A 16,687-nucleotide genomic window follows, 5' to 3' on the forward strand; every position below is an offset into this window, starting at 1 on the left:
TGATGGCCACATGGGTGGTTTTGCCGGGAACCACCTGTCGACATGCATACCGGCCGGTCGGTAGCCTCCGTTCATGGACTTCGCCTTCGACAGTGTCACCGAGGACCTGCGCCAGCGTCTGCTGCTCTTCATGGACGAATGCGTCTACCCGGCCGAGCACGCCTTCGAGGAGCAGGCCGCCACCAGCGGCTGGGGCGCTCCGCCGCTGATCGACGACCTGAAGGACGAGGCCAGACAGCGCGGCCTGTGGAACCTGTTCCTGCCCGGCGACCACGGCGCCGGACTGACCAACCTGCAGTACGCGCCGCTGGCGGAGATCATGGGCCGCAGCCCGCACCTGGCCCCGGTGGCCACCAACTGCGCCGCGCCCGACACCGGCAACATGGAAGTGCTGGCCATGTTCGGCAACGACTGGCAGCGCAAGGAGTGGCTGCGGCCGCTCCTCGACGGCGAGATCCGCTCGGCGTTCGCGATGACCGAGCCCGACGTGGCCTCCTCCGACGCCACCAACATCGCCACCTCGATCACCCGCGACGGCAACGAGTACGTCATCAACGGCCGCAAGTGGTTCATCTCCGGCGCGATGAACCCCGCCTGCAAGATCTTCATCGTCATGGGCAAGACGGACCCGGAGGCGCCCACGCATCGTCAGCAGAGCATGGTGCTGGTGCCCCGCGACACCCCCGGCATGGAGATCAAGCGCGGCATGCACGTCTTCGGCTACAGCGACGCCGACCACGGCGGCCACGCCGAGATCGTCTTCACCGATGTCCGGGTGCCGGTGGACCACCTGATCGGCGAGGAGGGCGGCGGCTTCGCCATCGCCCAGGCCCGGCTCGGGCCCGGCCGCATCCACCACTGCATGCGGCTGATCGGCATGGCCGAGCGCGCGGTCGAGCTCATGTGCCGCAGGACGTTGAGCCGGACGGCGTTCGGCAAGACCATCGCCCAGCAGGGCGTGGTCCAGGACTGGATCGCCGAGTCCCGCATCCGCATCGAGCAGTTGCGCCTGCTCGTGCTCAAGACCGCCTGGCTGATGGACACCGTCGGCAACCAGGGCGCGCACACCGAGATCCAGGCCATCAAGATCTCCACCCCGATCGCCGTCGAGTGGATCCTGGACAAGGCCATCCAGGCGCACGGCGCCGGTGGCGTCTCCCAGGACTTCCCGCTGGCCGGGCTCTGGGCCGGCGCCCGCTCGCTGCGCCTGGCAGACGGTCCCGACGAGGTGCACAAGCGGTCGCTGGCCTACCGCGAACTCAAGAAGTACATGTGACGACGGGAGCTGGAGTGGACGAGACACGGCTCAAGGAGCGCGTCGCCGCGTTGCTGAGCGAGCACGACCCGGCCGGGGACCGGCTGGAGTTCCTGCGGGCCAGGTTCGACGCCGGGCTGGCCTGGGTGTGGTTCCCCGAGGGGCTCGGCGGGCTCGGCCTCGGGCGCGACCTGCAGCAGCTCGTCGAGCACGAGCTCGCCCACACGCCGCAGCTCGACGTCGGCGTGCAGGGCATCGGGCTGGGCATGGCCGCCCCCACCATCCTCGCCTTCGGCACGCCGGAGCAGCGGCGGCGCTTTCTGCGGCCGCTGTGGACCGGCGAGGAGATCTGGTGCCAGCTCTTCAGCGAGCCCGGCGCCGGATCCGACCTCGCCACCCTCGCCACCCGCGCGGTCAGGGACGGCGGCGAATGGGTCGTCGACGGCCAGAAGGTGTGGACCTCGGGCGCCCACCACGCCCGATGGGCCATCCTGGTCACCCGTACCGACCCGGACGTGCCCAAACACCGTGGGATGACGTACTTCATCTGCGACATGCACGCGCCCGGCGTCGAGGTGCGCCCGCTGCGGCAGATCACCGGCGAGGCCGAGTTCAACGAGGTCTTCCTCACCGGCGTGCGCCTGTCCGACGACCTGCGCCTCGGCGAGGTGGGCGACGGCTGGCGCGTCGCCCAGACCACCCTGATGAACGAGCGCGTCGCGATCGGCGGCGCGCCCGTACGGCGCGGCGGCGGCATGCTCGGCCCCGTGCTGTCCACCTGGCGCGAGCGGCCCGAGCTGCGCACGCACGACCTGCACCAGCGGCTGCTGTCGCTCTGGGTGGAGGCGGAGGTGACCCGCCTGTCCGGGGCGCGGCTGCGCGAGCAGCTGGCCGCCGGGCAGCCCGGCCCCGAGGGCTCCGGCATGAAGCTGTCGTTCGCCAGGCTCAACCAGGTGCTGTCCGGCCTGGAGGTGGAGCTCGACCGCGACCTCGGCTACGACGACTGGACCTTCCGCCGCTCGGACACGGTCGACTTCTACGGCCGTGGCCCCGGCTACCGCTATCTCCGCGCCAAGGGCAACTCGATCGAAGGCGGCACCTCGGAGATCCTGCGCAACATCATCTCCGAACGCGTGCTGGGCCTTCCCTCCGAGCCCCGCATCGACAAGGACGTGCCCTGGAAGGACCTGCCGCGATGACCCTCCTGTACACCGAAGTCGAGGAGGAGCTCCGCGCCGCCGTGCGCGGCCTGCTCGCCGACCGCTGCCCGCCGGCCGCCGTACTCAAGCGCGCCGAGTCCGATCCGTACGACCTGGGCCTGTGGAAGACGCTGGCCGGGGAGATCGGGGTGGCCGGACTGCTCATCCCCGAGGAGCACGGCGGCGCCGGCGCGTCGGCCAGCGAGGTGGCCGTGGTGCTGGAGGAGCTGGGCCGGGGCGTCGCGCCGGTGCCGTTCTTCACCAGCTCGGTGCTCGCCACCCGGGCGCTGATCCAGGCGGGCGCGGGTGACCTGCTCGAACGGCTCGCCGACGGCAGCGCCACGGCCGCGCTCGTGGTCTCGTTCGCCGCCTCCTCTTACCAACCCCTCAGGGGTGGGTCGGTGCGGGTGGCGGACGGCGGGGAGCGGTTGTCCGGCACGGTCACCGGCGTGGCCGGGGCCGACGTCGCGGACCTGCTGCTCGTGCCGGTCGACGGCGGCCTCTACGCCGTTCAGGGAGCCGAGGTGCGGGTGGTGCCGTCGCTCGACCTGACCCGGCCGGTCGCGACCGTCACGCTCGACGACGCGGCCGCCACCCGGCTCGGCGACGTGGACCTGGCGCAGGTGCTGCTGTTCGGCGCCGGGCTGCTGGCCTCCGAGCAGTACGGCGTGGCGCAGTGGTGCCTGGACACCACGGTGGCCTACGTGAAGGAGCGTCACCAGTTCGCCCGGCCGGTCGGCTCCTTCCAGGCGATCAAGCACCGGCTGGCCGACCTCTGGCTCGACGTGGTCAGGGCCAAGGCGGCGGCTCGCAACGCCGCCGCCGAGGCTTCGGAGGCTTCGGAGGCGTCGGCGGCTGTGTCGGCGGCTGTGGCCCAGGCGTGGAACGCGGGGGTGGCCGTACGCGTGGCGGAGGAGGCGCTGCAGCTGCACGGCGGGATCGGGATGACCTGGGAGCATCCCCTGCATCTCTACCTCAAGCGGGCCAAGGCGAGTGAGATCGCGCTCGGCACGCCGGGCGACCACCGGGAGGCGCTGGCCTCACTCGCCGACGTGCCCGGCCCCGAGGGAGGCCAGCAGTAGGTCGGCGAACTGCTTGCCCACCTGGGCGCCGGTCAGCGGCCCGTCCGCGCGGAACCAGGTGGACAGGTGGTGCACCGAGCCGAAGAAGTAGTCGACGACGAGCTCCGCCGCCACCCGGTCGCTGAAGACGCCCTCGCGCTGGCCTTCCAGCACCAGGTCGCGGAAGCGCTCGTGGTAGAGGCGGCGCTCGGCGCGTACGTTCTTGCGGGTCTCGGGCGCGAGCAGGTGCATCGAGCGGAAGAAGATCGTGGAGTCGTCGAGGTTGGCGCTGGTGGTCTCCACGACGTCGGCCGCCGCCCGGTGCAGCCGCTCGACGACGGTGCCCGTGCCATCGGCGATCCGCGTCAGGCGGTCCATCTGCATGCGCAGCACGCGACCGTAGATCTCGTGCAGCAGGTCATCCTTGGAGTTGAAATAGTGGTACATGGCGCCTTTGGTGACACCGGCGGCCACGACGATCTCCTGGACCGAGGTGCCCTCGAAGCCGTGCTCCGCGAACAGCCGGGTGGCCTCGCTCAGCAGCCTCTGGCGCACGGATTCTTCCTTCACTGTCACCCTCTAAGCATACCGGCTGGTCGGTCGGCGCCGTGATGCTTCTCTTTGGGGTACCAATTCCGTCACCTTAGGCTCGCCTTGGTTCCAGATGGGGTATCTCTTGACCGGCGAGGGATCTTCGGCGTGGCAGATCCTGGTTGACGACAACTCATTCGGGGAGTTTGCCGTGCCTGGTGGCTCAATCTACGTGCAGCAGGACGAGAAGTTCACAGGCTCGTCACCACAGTGGTGGTACGAGAAGTTCTGGCGCGAGGACGCCCAGAACCGCAGAAGGTCGCGGGCGCTCAAGGCGGCGGTGGGATTCGTCGCCGGATTCGTGCTCGCCCTCCGGTTCGGACTGCCCTACGCCGCCCTCTACGGCCTGCTGGCGGCCGGCCTGGTGGCCGCGGTCGACTGGTTCATCGACTGGCGGGCGTTCTGGGCCACGGCCGTCTGGCGGGGCCGCCGGCGCGGCGAGGTGATCACCGGGAGGTTGCTGCGCCGCTCCCTGGGCAAGCACGGTTACCAGGTGCTCGACGGCCGCGCCATCCGGGACCAGGCCTCCATCGACCACCTGGTGATCGGCCCCGGCGGGGTCTGGGTCGTGGACAACGAGTCCTGGAGCCCCGACACCGAGATCGCCACCTACGGCGGACGCCTGTTCTTCGGCGAGAAATACGGCACGAAGGTCGCCAAGCCGCTGGTCGGGGCCGCCGAGGCCTTCGCCGAGCTGCTGACCCGCGAGACCGGGGTCAAGGTCACCATCGCTCCGCTGCTGGCCGTGCACTGCGGCATGCTGCCGCGCGGCGGCTCGCTCACCGTGGAGGGCATCACCCTGCTCAAGCCCCGGCTGGTGGCCAGGCGCATCCGGCAGACGGCGACCCCGCAGTTCGACGACGCCCAGATCGAGCTGCTGGCCCGCACCGCGGCCCGGGAGCTGCAGCGCGTCTAGAGGTGTGTCCAGGCGCGTGTCTAGACGATGCTCTCGATGAACGCGGTCAGCTGGACCACGTTGCGGCACTCGTGCATGGGGATGACCGTGCCGTAGTCCGTGGCGATCGAGTCGCCGGTGTCCCACTGCGCCCTGGGCTCGGGGTTGAGCCAGTAGGCGTGGCGGGCGCGGGCGGTCAGTGACCGCAGCACGTCCAGGGCGGGCGGCTGATAGTTGGAGCGGGCGTCGCCCAGGATCAGCAGCGAGGTCTTCGGGCCGATCGCGTCGCCGTAGCGCTCGGCGAAGCCCTCCAGCGAGTGGCCGTAGTTCGTGCGGCCGAAGCGGACCATGTCGGCCTCGTTCGCCAGCCGGGTCATGGCCTCCACCACGTCGGCGCCGGGGACGAAGAAGCGGGTGATCTCGTCCACCCGGTCCACGAAGCCGAACGCGCGCACCTTGGTGAACTGCTCCCTGAGCGCGTAGGTGAGCAGGAGCGTGAAGTGGGCGAACGACGAGACCGAGTCGCTGGTGTCGCAGAGGATCACCAGCTCCGGCTTGTGCGGCCGGGGCGGCTTGAAGTGCGTGGTGAGCGGGACGCCGCCGGTCTGCAGCGAGGCCCGCATGGTCCTGCGGAAGTCCAACCGGCCCCGCCTGCCGCGCCGGTGCTTGATGGTCAGGCGCGCGGCCAGCCGCCGGGCCAGCGGGTGCACCTCCCGGCGCAGCCTGGCCAGGTCGGCCTTGGTGACGCGCAGGAAGTCGAGCTGCTCCAGCGGAGGGCGTACGGCCGAGCGGGCGATGCGCTCGATGCCGGAGTCCTCGGCGATGCGCCGGCGCACGTCGGTGGCCACGGCCTCCTCCAGCCGCCCGGTGTTGGCGGTGACCCGCCGGCGGGCCGTCTTCTCCGCCAGCCCGCCGCGCTCCTGACCGGCCAGGACCTCCCGCAGGATGCCGGCCATCAGGGTCTCGGGCGACAGGGCGCGTAGCACGCTGTAGGAGAACCAGTTCTGCCGTCCCGGCCCGGCCTCCTGGCGGCCGAAGCGCTCCACCATGGCACGGGCGAACGCGCGCATCTCGGCATCGGTGCTGCCGGTCAGCAGCCTGGCCAGATGCTCGCGCAGCTCCGGCAGGGGCGCGTTCGCCAGATCGGGCGTCCCCTCGATGCCGGGGCGGACCGCGTACAGGCCGCTGGTGGAGGCCGGGAACCACAGGTCGAACAGCACGTCGAAGCCAGGCCGGAAGGACGGCTTCTTGACCAGCGTCGCCGCGTAGGCGGCGCGCAGCGACTCCCGCTCGGTCAGATCGATCACCCGCAGCGCCCGCGCCGCGTCGAGCCCCTCGGCCAGCGACACGGGCAGCCCGGCCTCGCGCAACGCATGCACGAACCCGACATGTCTATCTACGAGCGACATATCCCCTCCTCGGGCGTCATGCGGTGGGAAGTCCGAGCTCCTTGACCGCCCGGGTCTGGTCGGAGTTGTGCTTGAGCACCACGCCCAGCGTCTGCGCCACCGTCGCCTCGTCCAGGTCCGCCCGGCCCAGCGCCAGCAGCGTGTTGGCCCAGTCGACGGTCTCGGCCACCGACGGCGCCTTCTTCAGCTCCAGCGCCCGCAGCGTCGCCACCGTCCTGGCGAGCTGCTCGGCGAGGTCGGCGCGGATCGTCGGCACCTGGCTGAGCACGATGTCCCGCTCGCGCTCCGGCGTCGGGTACGCGATGTGCAGGTAGAGACAGCGCCGCTTGAGCGCCTCGGACAGCTCGCGGGTGGCGTTCGAGGTCAGCACGACGTACGGCCTGCGTACGGCGGCGATGGTGCCCAGCTCCGGAATCGTCACCTGAAAGTCGGACAGCAGCTCCAGCAGCAGCCCTTCGACCTCGACGTCCGCCTTGTCCGTCTCGTCGATGAGCAGCACGGTCGGCGTCCCGGCCCTGATCGCCTTCAGCAACGGCCGCTCCAGCAGGAACTCCTCGCTGAAGATGTCGTCGTCGGCGCTGGTGGCCTGGATGCGCAGGAGCTGCTTCTTGTAGTTCCACTCGTACAGCGCCCGGGCCTCGTCGAGCCCCTCGTAACACTGCAGCCTGATCAGCTGGGACCCGGTGGCCTGCGCCACGGCCTTGGCCAGCTGCGTCTTGCCCACCCCCGCCGGCCCTTCGACCAGCAGCGGCTTGCCGAGCGCGGCGGCCAGGAACACCGACGTGGAGATGGCGTCGTCGGAGAGATAGTCCACGGCGGCGAGCCGCTCGGTGACGTCGGCGGGGGAGTCGAACATCAAAGCTCCTGTCTGCGGGCCGAACTTTATTCTAGCGAAGACGCATGACTCGCGCCGATTCGACCAAGATGCTCAGTGCCGGTATATTCCTTGATGCACGGCGCGCCGTTAGCTCAGTTGGTTAGAGCAGCTGACTCTTAATCAGCGGGTCCGGGGTTCGAGTCCCTGACGGCGCACCGCACGAAACCCCAGCTCGCTCCGGCGAGCTGGGGTTTCTTCTTTGAGGAGCTGCCCGCTGGTTCCGGCGATCTTGCGTACGGTCTGGGATAGTGACCGTGTGCGTACCGTTCACATCGAGGCCAAGCCGGATCACCTTCTGCGTCTGGCGCGTCAGAAGGATCCCGTGGGTGCGGTCGCGGAGATGATCTGGAACGCGCTGGACGCGGAGGCCACTCACGTCAGTGTCGACCTTGCGCCGAAGAGGGAGCAGGTTGGATGGGGTGGGAACAGCCTTGACAAGGTTCTCTGGCGAGGGCGGAAGGGTCCGCCTATTCAGCCGACGTTGACACACCCACCGGAGCCCGGCAGAGGCCCCCCGGTTGGCAACGATCACCTCGACCATGTCGCCGAAGACGACGAAGGCCCTGCCTGACCTCACCCCTTCGAAAAGATCAAGAAGCGAGGCGAACAGGGCCTCAAGCCGACCGCTGCGGTTCTATCCTGGCCTCAAGGAGGGCCAGCCTGTTATGACCAGGCTGGGCCTCCCCTAAGGCACCAGCAGCAGCGCCTCTCCGGGGGTTTCCGCCACTGGCGTGGGCAGCGCGAGGTCGGCCCACACGAAGTGGCCGAGCGTGTCGCTGCCGCAGGATCCGGTGGTGACCGCGAGTTCGGCGACGATCGCCAGGCCGCGCCCGCCGAGCGCGACCGCATCCAGCTCGCCGAGCCCGGCCGAGCCTTCAAGGCCCTCCGGATCGTCGTGCTGGGACGGTGCGGGGGCGGGTGCGCCGATCAGCCGGCCCGCACCGCCGAGGTCGAACACCCCGACCCGGACCAGGGTGCCGAAGGCGAGTTCGACGCCGAACCAGCCGCCGGGCTTCCCCGACCGCGTGTACAAGATCGAGTTGTTGGCGAGTTCGTCCACGATGAGACCGGCGTCGTCTTCGCGGCCAGTCCCGGTGAACAGCTCCTCCACCAGCTTCCGCGCTTCCCGCACCTTGGCGGGGATGCCGGGGAAGGTGTAGCGCAGGACCCCGGGGGGAGCGTCCGCCCTCCACTCCTTCGCCTCAAGCCTGATGGGCGTGTGGTGCATGCTGCCTCCTCGATCGGGTTTCCGGCCGCCGGACGGCGGCCGGAGCATCTGGGACCGCAGGAACGCGGTCCCGTAGACGGTGGGGCTCATGAGGTTCGCTTCTTCCCGTGCTTGCGGATCGTGCGGACGGTCCTGCGGGGCGGGGTCCGGCGACCGCCACCGCAAGCGGGACCCGGCCCAGGAACCGTGGAGCAGTCACCTTCACACCCCCTCTGGAGTGAGCCGGAGATCGGCGAGGCCCCGCTGGCATGCGGCACCTCTGGGATGGGCGATCGACTGCCTCTGAGCCGGGGCGCTCGTCGCAGGTCTTGGGACGGGCCCGAGGCGTGCCAGTGCGTCACCGGAGGGAGGAAGGGCGCCATGTCGGAGGCTCCGTCTCGGTCGGGACGGCAGGCAAACGGTCGCCGCGGCGGGCACAGATCTCTTTGCGGGAGCGCAAGCGTCGTTCTGCGGGCTGGTTGAGGCCGCTCATCTCAAGGTCAGCGATGGTCAGGCCGAGGTACGGATTCGGCTGAACAAGGATCGTTAGGAGTCCGGCTTGGGTGCGGTCGCTGGCCCAGGTGTGATCGGCGGGCGTGAAGTCGTCGTCGATCCAGATGAGTGCCTGGTCGGTGAAGCGCCGGGCAATGGTGTCGCGTTTCCAGAGGTAGCCGCCGGGGTGGCTGGTGGTGAGCGGGAGGTGGGGAAGGTCGATGTGGTCCCAGGTGGGCAGGCCGAGGCGGCTGCCGATGAGAGGAGCGGCGTCAGCGCGCCAGCTGGTGCACCACCAGGGAGTGAGGGCGTACCGGGTGGCCAGGTCGAGGACGAGTCGGCCGGTTACAGGGTTGAGCCAGATCTTGACGGGCTCGTCGTAGCCAGTGGGGGTGACGTGGTCGGTGCGGACGCCGAGCGGGATCTCACCGCTGGGGCCGGGGAAGGGGATGTGGACGCCGTCGATGTCGCACAGAAGGTGCATGGTCAGCTCCTGGTGTAGATGAGGACCAGGTCCGTGGTGTCGGTGGCGCGCAGCGTGAGCGCGAGCCGCCCGCCGGGTCTTAGGACACGGGCGGTCGCAGTCAGGAGCGGGCCAGGCTCGGTGGGTTCGAGGAAGGAGAACACTCCGAAGATCGAGAGGCAGAGGTCGAGTGAGGCAGGTGGGAGGGATCGAAGGTAGGCAATGGCGTCTGCCCGGACGAAGGCGAGACGGGGGACGTTTCCGTAGAGCGTTCGGGCGCGCTGGATTTTGCGGGGGTCGTGGTCGATGCCGACCGCCTCGGCGCAGTGGTGGACGGCGAGGTGGGCGAGGTTGTGTCCGCCGCTGCAGCCGAGTTCGGCGACCTGCCTGCCGTGCAGGTCGCCGAAGACGGCGGGTGGAGGGCCGATTCCCACGGCCCGGGTCCACTCGAACCGGTCGCGGACGGTCAGACCCGGAGCAGGAGCGCGGCTTCGGTGAGATGGCGGGAGATCGCGGAGATCCATGCGTCTTCGGCTCCTTCGGCCCATCCGATCGTGAGCTGATGGGTGAACCAGTCGGCCACCCACACGCGGTGCCAGCCGAGCGCCCACCGGGCCGCGCTCAACCCGCCCCTTGGGGCTGCTGTCTCCTCGGGGCCGCCGGCTGTGATGTAGGAGGTGATGAGCTCGCTGACCTTGCCGGTGTCGGGAGCGTCGATCGTGCCGGGCCACGACGCCAGGTCGAGCAGGCCCGGCCCACGGAACGCACGGGCGAAGTCGAGCAGGTACGACTCGTCCTCAGTGAGGTAGACCGAGGTCGGATGCCATTCGGAGTGGCAGAGCCCGAACGGCGCGAGGTCAGCCCCAAAGGCTCGGCCATCAGCCACCTTCGCAAGAGCGCGGGCTGTCTCGGTGAGGGAGGCGAGATCGTGGCGGGCGCCGTCGTGCTGGTGGAGGCGTTCACGGATCCGCTCGGGCATCGCCGTGAGGCCCTGCTCATCCAGGACCGGCAAATCATTGGTGTCGGTAACGGCGTGGACGCGAACGGCGAGTGCCGCTCCTTCGTCGTCGGTCGCCACGCCTGCCGCTGGCCCAAGGTCCGTGAGCAGCATCCCCAGCAGCTCGGGTGTGTGATCGACGGCGAGGCGTGCGGGGACGGGCAGGCCGCCGTCTTCGGCAACCGCGAGGGCGTGGTGTTCGGCGGCGAAGGGACCTTCGGCGTACTTGAACACCACCGAGGTGCCGTCGGCCAGGTGGAGGCGTTCCACGCCCGAGCGTGCCCAGACGCGGATCTCCTCGCGTTCGGCCGACCCCTGCCCGAGGTCGTCCAGCAGCCGGGCGAGCAGAGCGTTCACCTCGATGGTGTCCAAGATTCTGGCCTTCCTTATCGAGTGGTGACGCGGCAGGATTCGACGGCCGCGATCCAGCTGTCCTTCATGGCGGCGAGCTCGCTGCGGAACCGTTCCAGCGGAGCACCGTAGGGGACGACCGCTCCGCCGGTCTGGTTCGGCACGGACTGGCATCCGTGCACGAGCCGCCCACCGAGTGCGGTGTGAGCGCGTACCAGCTCCAGGCGGCGGTTCTCGTTGAACCAGCCGCCGTGGTAGACCTCGTCCAGCAGGTCGCCTTCGGCGTCAGTGAGGTCGAACACCGCCCGGGTGGTGGAGTTGAAGAACCAGGCCGGGCCGATGTTGGAGATCTCGCCGGTCAGCTCGACCTTGTTGAGCGCCATGAATGTGCCCGCCTGTCGAAGCATCGTCAGGTGGTCCTCTGTGATCTCCGGCAAGCCCAGGTCGGCGAGGTGCTCGGCACGGAACACGTACCGGTACACCTCGTATCCGATCTTCAGGACGCTCGCGGCGTCGCTGGTAGGCGCGGCGTTGGCGCGGATGTAGTCCAGCGCGACCTGCTCCAGCGAGGTGTCGGGCGTCTCGTGGGCGTCGAGCATGTTGCGCTGCACCTGCTGCCAGGGGATGACAAGCCAGGTGTGGTTGGTGAACTTGAAGAAGTACTCCTCGGGGTCGAGGGTGACGCGGTGGCCGTCGACGGTGATGCCGGGGATGCGGTTCCAGCGCGGGTCAAACGCCTCAGGCAGCTCGACACCGATCTTGTTGTGGGTGGTAGTGGACATTTGGGTGCTCCGTTCTCACGCTCCGGATGTGGGTTCTCGCTAACAGTGGCCTCGCTGCGAACCGGACCGCTATGGTCGAAGGCATCGCAGGGCGTTTAATCGGTTTATCCGTAGGAGTTCCGATGGCGAGGCCCCCCGGCCAACGCTCCCCGAACGACCGGCTGCGGGAGATGATCTCGGCTTCCGGTCTGAGCTATGAGGGAGTGGCTCGCGCGGTCGTGCGTCTGGCCGCGGAGAACGGCGAAGCGCTGCGCACTAACAAATCGGCAATCGCGCACTGGGTGGCAGGCGTCGAGCCGGGTGAGCGCACCATCGGGTATCTCGTCGAAGCACTCTCACGCCGAGCCGGGCGTTCGGTGACCCGTCAGCAACTGGGATTCGTCACCGACGAACTGCCGACACTCGAGGGTGATCAGCCCATTGAGACCACCATCCTTCTCAGCCGAACCGACGTCGAGAACCGGAACTATCTCGCCACGGCCGTCTACACCGCCGCCCACGTAAGAATGCCCCTCGGCTACGATGCCGAGGCAGTGAGCAGGCTCCTGCGGGCGCGCACCGGGCTGTTCCGCGTCGGAGCGGTCGAGGTAGCCGTCGTCCGGCAGATCACCGAGGCGTTCGGCGCGGCCGACGAACGCCTCGGCGGCGGACACGGGCTGTCCACCGTGGCGGCCTACCTTTCCGACACCGTCGCCCCCATGCTCTCGGGACGGTTCGCCGACGAAGCCACACGACGCGACGCGTTCAGCGCCGCTGCCGAACTTGCCTGGCTACTCGGCTGGAAACACCACGACCTCGGCCACGAGGGCGCGGCTCAGCGGTACTACCTCACCGGCTTCCAACTCGCGGTTGAAGCCGACCCCGGCGCCCACGCCGCCTGGATGATGCGAGCAATCGCCCACCAGGCACTCAGCCTGAAAGAACCCCACCACAGCCGAGATCTCATCGAAGCCGCTCTACGGCGAGCCGAAGGCCACTGCGACGGCGCGACCGAAGCACTCCTGCACATCACACATGCAAGGTCGAACGCGGCGCTCGGGGAGAAGATCGGTGCCGCACGCGCACTTCTCGCGGCCGAAGACGCGCTGAGCTGCACTAGCGATCCCCAGCCTTCTTACTCGCTGCTCATGGGGCCAGCCGCGGGGACCGTAGACTCCCACACCGCGAGAACCCTGACCGAGCTCGGCGACCATCACGGCACCGAGGCCCGCCACCGCGCAGCGTTCACCTCGTGGGATCTTGCCGCCTATCCACGCGTCCACTTGCTCACCCACATGGACCTCGGTGACTGCCTCGCTGCTCAAGCACGAGCCGACGAAGCCATCGGAGCCTGGAGCCAGGCGCTCGACCTCGCCGAAGGTATGGCGTCGGGCCGCAGCAGGACCGCCCTAGCAGGAATCCGTCCAACCCTCGCCGTCTACAAACGTCGAGGCGTCCCGGGTGCAGCCATGCTGGACCAGCGCATCCGACAAGCGGCCACCGTCGCATGAAAGGATCGCATCATGGCCACACCCGGCACTGCCCTTCCCCCTGCCCTAGAAGCGCACACCCTCCTTGTCGCCGCCATCATCGTTCACGACCAGGCCCAGCAACGGGTGCTACTCATCCGACGAGGACGCCAGGCGAAGTTCGCGCCTGACCACTGGGACCTCCCCGTCGGCAAGTCAGCCAAGGGCGAAGTGATCACCCAGACCGCAGTCCGCGAACTCAAGGAGGAGACCGGACTTGTCGTGGACCCCACCGACCTGCGCGTGGCCGGCCTGATCCACTGCTCCTGGGGAGTTGAAGCACCCAACGGCTTCGTCACCGTCGTCTTCATCACCAGCACTTGGAGCGGCGACCCACTCAACGCCGAACCACATAAACACGGCGCCGTCGCATGGCACTCGGTCAACCAAGTGCCCGAGGAATTCGTGTCGACCACACGTACCGCGCTGATCAACTATCTCAACGGCGGTCCCATGGTGACCACCGAAGGCTTCTAACGCCAGTGCTGTCCCTCACTGTCGGCGTCGATGACCTGCGGCCGCTGCGCACCAGCAGGGAGGGCATCCGCCTTCTGTTGGAGGAGTGCGCCACCACCCATAGAGACCAACAAACACCCGAAATGGGATGACGCCCGCCGTCCTCGTCGGGCAGCGCGGCGACAGTGGGTAACGCGTGTTTGCTCCGCGTTGGCTCCATCGCCATGACACCGACCCGCCAGCAGCCGATACCAACCGGTACACCAAACCGGTCGAATCCCTGGCTCCGAGGCATCAATCGTCCCATATCTCACAAGAGTCCGACAGAGAGGGTTCATATGGAGGCCAAGCCACGCGACCAGGAGCGCCGGACCAGACTGATCCAGGAGTGGAAATCCGAAGGCGTCTACCCCTACTCCGCTGAACCCGCCATGCCCTCACAGGCGGTCGAGCGTCAGATGTTCGACGAAGTGGCTACCACTATCGCTCGTCGTCTGCCTGGCGTACCGCAGAGCAAGAAGACCACTCTGCGCCTGCTCAGGGAGATCATCTCGCACGATCCAAGCGGGCTCTACCCCGTGCTCGACGAGCTGTTCCGGCTCCCGCAGTCCGAGCAGGACGAGCTCAAACGGATCCTGCAGCGGACCACTCTCTCCGAGGTCATCAAGGCGACTGGGCAGGTGAGTGACCGGCTCGATTTCCTGGCCGCGCTGAAAAGGCTGGCCTTCGAGCCGGAGATCAGCAAGACGGTCAAGGAGCGGAGCGAACTGCACAAGATTCTCGAGCGTGAGACCTGGATCTTCGGGGATGCTTACACGCTCATGGTCAGCGACCGAAGTTTGGACGCCGTACTCGTGCGTCATCTCAGGGAGTTGGGCCGTGAGGGGGAAGCACGCCAGCTTGACCCGGTCCTTCGTGAAGACGGCCGCAAGGGGATCGTTGACCTTATGCTCGGCAGGGCGCATCGCGGAAGCTCTGGACGGGAGCACCTCGTGGTCGAACTGAAGGCCCCCCAGGTCAGGATCGGCCAGACGGAGGTCGCGCAGATCAAGAGCTACGCTCAGGCGGTCGCCAACGATCCGCAGTTCCGTGATGCCCGGGTGTCCTGGGACTTCTGGGTCGTCTCCTGCGAGATGGACGACATCGTCAGACGCGACGCCAGCGCACCGAACCGCCCTCCTGGTTGCATCGCCGAATGGGAGGACGGTGTGCGCATCTGGGCACGTACCTGGAGTGAGATCATCGACGACTGCGAAGATCGTCTCCACTTCTACCGTGAACGGCTCAACCATGACCCGGCCACCGAGCATGCGGTGGAGTACCTCCAGCGAGTGCACGGCCCGGTCGCTCCGTCGGCCATGGTGGCGTGACAGGTCGCGCTGCTGAAATGTAACGGGATCCCGCTGAAATGTAACTGGACGGCTCTGAAACGTAACTAGATCCCTGCCAAATGTAACGGGGGCCGGTTACCTTTGTGATGCGCGAAGCTCCGGGCAGGGAGTGGCGGGGATCGTCAGGTTCGTGTCCTTGCCGCCGGGTTCGTGTCGCCCTGACGATGGAGGGGTGGACGTTGTTTTCGTCATCTATCCCGGGTTTCAGATTCTCGACCTGACCGGGCCGCATGAGGTGTTTCAGCAGGCCGGGCCGTACCGTATGGAGATCGTGGCCACGCAGGCCGGGCCCGTGCGGAGTGGGGGCGGGGTGGTGGTCGAGCCGACCGCGACGGTCGGCGCGTACGGGGGGCCGATCGACACGCTGGTCGTCGTCGGTGGGCGGGGGAAGATCGAGGCGTGCGGGGACGAGTCGCTGGTCGGGTGGATTCGGGAGGCGGCCGGGCGGGCGCGGCGGGTCGCGTCGGTGTGTACGGGGGCGTTCCTGCTGGCGGCGGCCGGGCTGCTGGACGGGCGGCGGGCGGTGACCCACTGGTCGGGGTGTGAGCTGCTGGCCGAGCTTTATCCGGCCGTCATCGTGGACCCCGAGCCGCTCTTCGTCCGGGACGGGAACGTCTGGACGTCGGCGGGGGTGACCGCAGGGATGGATCTGGCGCTCGCGCTGGTCGAGGAGGACCTCGGCGCGGAGGCGGCGCGGCGGATCGCCCGCACGCTGGTGATGTTCGTGCAGCGGCCCGGCGGGCAGGCCCAGTTCTCCGCGCAGCTGGCCGTGCAGCGGCCGGTCCGGGAGCCGTTGCGCGACCTGCCGGCCTGGATCGCGGCCCATCCCGAGGCGGACCTGACCGTGCCGGCGCTCGCCCGGCGGGCCGGCATGAGCGAGCGCAACTTCACCCGCGTCTTCGCCGCCGAGACCGGCCGTACCCCCGGCGCGTACGTCGAGGCGGCCCGGCTGGAGGCGGCCCGCCGCCTGCTTGAGACCACCGGCACGACGCTCGACTCGATCGCCCGCAGCTGCGGGTTCGGCACGGTCGAGACCCTGCACCGCAGCTTCAAACGAGCACTCGACGTCACACCGGGCCAGTACCGCCGTCACTTCCAGGCTGTGAGGAGCCACTGATGCGCATCGGAATCATGCTGTTCGACGACGTGGAGGAGTTGGACGCCGTCGGCCCGTGGGAGGTGCTGGCCTCCTGGGCCAAGTCGCACCCCGACGAGGCCGAGGTCGTCGCCTTCGCCCGCGAGGCCGGGCCGATCCTGGCTGCCAAGGGGCTGCGCCTGGTCGCCGAGCACGGACTGTCCGACGTCGGCCCGCTGGACGTGCTGCTGCACCCCGGCGGGTTCGGCACCCGCGCGCTGCTCAAGGACGACGCCCACCTGGCGTGGATCCGCGAGCAGCGGGCCCGCGTCCCGCTGCTGACCAGCGTGTGCACGGGCTCGCTGGTGTACGCCGCGGCGGGGCTGCTGGCCGGCCGCCCGGCGACCACCCACTGGGGCTCCCTGGACCGGCTCGGCGAGCTCGATTCGAGTATCGAGGTCCGGCCCGACGACCGGTTCGTCGACGACGGCGACATCATCACCTCGGCGGGCGTGTCGGCGGGCATCGACATGGCGCTGCACCTGGTGAGCCGGCTGGCGGGGGCGGACCGGGCGCGCGAGGTGCGGCGCTACATCCAGTACGACCCTCAGCCGCCGATCTGAGGCGGGTTATACGGTACGACCCTCAGCCGCCGGTCTGAGGCGGTCCATACGGCAC

Annotated in this window: 17 protein-coding genes and 1 tRNA gene; 10 read left to right on the forward strand and 8 right to left on the reverse strand. The window is 68.9% G+C overall.

Annotated features, from left to right (window positions below):
* Positions 1-73: 73 nt before the first annotated feature.
* Genes IEY87_RS01960 through IEY87_RS01970 form a run of 3 tightly spaced genes read left to right on the forward strand, consistent with a single transcriptional unit; the run spans position 74 to position 3,536 of the window.
* Complete coding sequence (locus IEY87_RS01960; RefSeq protein WP_189136705.1) at positions 74-1,276, forward strand: acyl-CoA dehydrogenase family protein; 1,203 nt, start codon at positions 74-76, stop codon at positions 1,274-1,276.
* On the forward strand, positions 1,273-2,454 hold the full coding sequence (locus IEY87_RS01965; RefSeq protein ID WP_225276827.1) for an acyl-CoA dehydrogenase family protein: 1,182 nt from the start codon (positions 1,273-1,275) through the stop codon (positions 2,452-2,454). Before IEY87_RS01960 ends, IEY87_RS01965 begins: the two co-directional genes overlap by 4 nt.
* Positions 2,451-3,536 carry an acyl-CoA dehydrogenase family protein gene (locus tag IEY87_RS01970; protein WP_189136706.1) on the forward strand — a complete coding sequence of 362 codons (1,086 nt, stop codon included), beginning with the start codon at positions 2,451-2,453 and terminating at the stop codon, positions 3,534-3,536. The genes IEY87_RS01965 and IEY87_RS01970 overlap by 4 nt, the downstream gene beginning before the upstream one ends.
* On the opposite strand, the gene IEY87_RS01975 is transcribed toward IEY87_RS01970, so the two are convergent.
* Positions 3,495-4,070 (reverse strand): TetR/AcrR family transcriptional regulator, encoded by a 576-nt coding sequence (locus IEY87_RS01975; protein WP_225276826.1) that lies wholly within the window; start codon positions 4,068-4,070, stop codon positions 3,495-3,497. The genes IEY87_RS01970 and IEY87_RS01975 overlap by 42 nt on opposite strands.
* A gap of 187 nt (positions 4,071-4,257) precedes the next feature.
* Between IEY87_RS01975 and IEY87_RS01980 the strand changes: the two genes are divergently transcribed.
* Positions 4,258-5,022 (forward strand): nuclease-related domain-containing protein, encoded by a 765-nt coding sequence (locus tag IEY87_RS01980; protein WP_189136708.1) that lies wholly within the window; start codon positions 4,258-4,260, stop codon positions 5,020-5,022.
* Between the two features lie 20 nt (positions 5,023-5,042).
* Here IEY87_RS01980 and IEY87_RS01985 read toward each other — a convergent pair whose 3' ends face one another.
* The gene (locus IEY87_RS01985; RefSeq protein ID WP_189136709.1) at positions 5,043-6,410 is read right to left on the reverse strand and encodes a vWA domain-containing protein; all 1,368 of its coding nucleotides are present in this window, start codon (positions 6,408-6,410) and stop codon (positions 5,043-5,045) included.
* Positions 6,411-6,426: 16 nt separating this feature from the next.
* On the reverse strand, positions 6,427-7,266 hold the full coding sequence (locus tag IEY87_RS01990) for an AAA family ATPase (RefSeq protein WP_189136710.1): 840 nt from the start codon (positions 7,264-7,266) through the stop codon (positions 6,427-6,429).
* Positions 7,267-7,368: 102 nt separating this feature from the next.
* On the opposite strand from IEY87_RS01990, the gene IEY87_RS01995 reads away from it, so the two are divergent.
* Positions 7,369-7,442: transfer RNA gene (locus IEY87_RS01995), tRNA-Lys, on the forward strand.
* Between the two features lie 530 nt (positions 7,443-7,972).
* On the opposite strand, the gene IEY87_RS02000 is transcribed toward IEY87_RS01995, so the two are convergent.
* From IEY87_RS02000 to IEY87_RS02020, 5 genes are all read right to left on the reverse strand, one after another.
* Positions 7,973-8,605: an ATP-binding protein gene (locus IEY87_RS02000; RefSeq protein ID WP_189136711.1), complete on the reverse strand. Its 633-nt coding sequence runs from the start codon at positions 8,603-8,605 to the stop codon at positions 7,973-7,975.
* Between the two features lie 247 nt (positions 8,606-8,852).
* Positions 8,853-9,470, reverse strand: coding sequence for a hypothetical protein (locus IEY87_RS02005; RefSeq protein ID WP_189136712.1), 618 nt, complete (start codon positions 9,468-9,470; stop codon positions 8,853-8,855).
* 2 nt (positions 9,471-9,472) lie between these two features.
* Positions 9,473-9,883 (reverse strand): class I SAM-dependent methyltransferase, encoded by a 411-nt coding sequence (locus IEY87_RS02010; RefSeq protein WP_189136713.1) that lies wholly within the window; start codon positions 9,881-9,883, stop codon positions 9,473-9,475.
* Between the two features lie 32 nt (positions 9,884-9,915).
* The gene (locus IEY87_RS02015; protein WP_189136714.1) at positions 9,916-10,818 is read right to left on the reverse strand and encodes a phosphotransferase family protein; all 903 of its coding nucleotides are present in this window, start codon (positions 10,816-10,818) and stop codon (positions 9,916-9,918) included.
* A 14-nt stretch (positions 10,819-10,832) separates the two neighbouring features.
* Complete coding sequence (locus IEY87_RS02020; RefSeq protein WP_189136715.1) at positions 10,833-11,579, reverse strand: hypothetical protein; 747 nt, start codon at positions 11,577-11,579, stop codon at positions 10,833-10,835.
* Positions 11,580-11,701: 122 nt separating this feature from the next.
* Here IEY87_RS02020 and IEY87_RS02025 point away from each other — a divergent pair, with 122 nt between their 5' ends.
* From IEY87_RS02025 to IEY87_RS02045, 5 genes are all read left to right on the forward strand, one after another.
* A complete protein-coding gene (locus tag IEY87_RS02025; protein ID WP_189136716.1) occupies positions 11,702-13,069 on the forward strand; it encodes an NsdA family TPR-like regulatory protein in 1,368 nt (455 codons plus the stop codon).
* A gap of 12 nt (positions 13,070-13,081) precedes the next feature.
* Positions 13,082-13,564 (forward strand): NUDIX domain-containing protein, encoded by a 483-nt coding sequence (locus IEY87_RS02030; protein ID WP_189136717.1) that lies wholly within the window; start codon positions 13,082-13,084, stop codon positions 13,562-13,564.
* A 317-nt stretch (positions 13,565-13,881) separates the two neighbouring features.
* Entirely contained in the window at positions 13,882-14,913 is a 1,032-nt protein-coding gene (locus IEY87_RS02035; protein WP_189136718.1) for a hypothetical protein, read from the forward strand.
* 193 nt (positions 14,914-15,106) lie between these two features.
* A complete protein-coding gene (locus IEY87_RS02040) occupies positions 15,107-16,051 on the forward strand; it encodes a GlxA family transcriptional regulator (protein ID WP_225276825.1) in 945 nt (314 codons plus the stop codon).
* On the forward strand, positions 16,051-16,632 hold the full coding sequence (locus IEY87_RS02045; RefSeq protein WP_225276824.1) for a DJ-1/PfpI family protein: 582 nt from the start codon (positions 16,051-16,053) through the stop codon (positions 16,630-16,632). The genes IEY87_RS02040 and IEY87_RS02045 overlap by 1 nt, the downstream gene beginning before the upstream one ends.
* Positions 16,633-16,687 lie beyond the last annotated feature (55 nt).

The sequence above is a fragment of the Nonomuraea glycinis genome, assembly GCF_014646515.1.
GTDB lineage: Bacteria > Actinomycetota > Actinomycetes > Streptosporangiales > Streptosporangiaceae > Nonomuraea > Nonomuraea glycinis.